Raw genomic sequence first — 443 nt, forward strand, 5'->3', positions numbered from 1 at the left:
GACCCCGCAGCTTACGCTTATGCTTGATCGTCGCCCGTCGCTTCCGCTTCTCCGCCTCCGTCACCAGCGGCACCATCACCCCGTCGCAGCCAAAGTAGACCCGTGTCTTGGCCCGAGCCGACGCGGAAGACTTCGAGGGGGAAGCAGACGATGACGCTTTCGAGGCATTCGCTGACGCGGCGGTGACAGTCGAAGCGCTTGCGGTCGAAGCGTTCGCTGGCATGGCGGTGACAGTCGAAGCGTTCGCGGTCGAAGCGTTCGCTGGCGTGGCGATGACAGTCGAAGCGTTTGCAGTCGAAGCGTTCGCTGGCATGGCGGTGACAGTCGAAGCGTTCGCGGTCGAAGCGTTCGCTGGCATGGCGGTGACAGTCGAAGCGCTTGAGGTCGAAGTCGCCGCTGGCTCGGTCACGACGCAATCGGCGGCCGACCAGCCCGGCGTCAAA

1 protein-coding gene is annotated in these 443 nt (G+C 64.6%); it reads right to left on the minus strand.

What is annotated here, in order from left to right:
* Window positions 1-17: 17 nt before the first annotated feature.
* Window positions 18-443: hypothetical protein (locus H0921_RS17625; protein WP_228500120.1), on the minus strand; the 426-nt coding region annotated here is incomplete at its 5' end.

Origin of the sequence: Thermogemmata fonticola (assembly GCF_013694095.1) — a bacterium.
GTDB lineage: Bacteria > Planctomycetota > Planctomycetia > Gemmatales > Gemmataceae > Thermogemmata > Thermogemmata fonticola.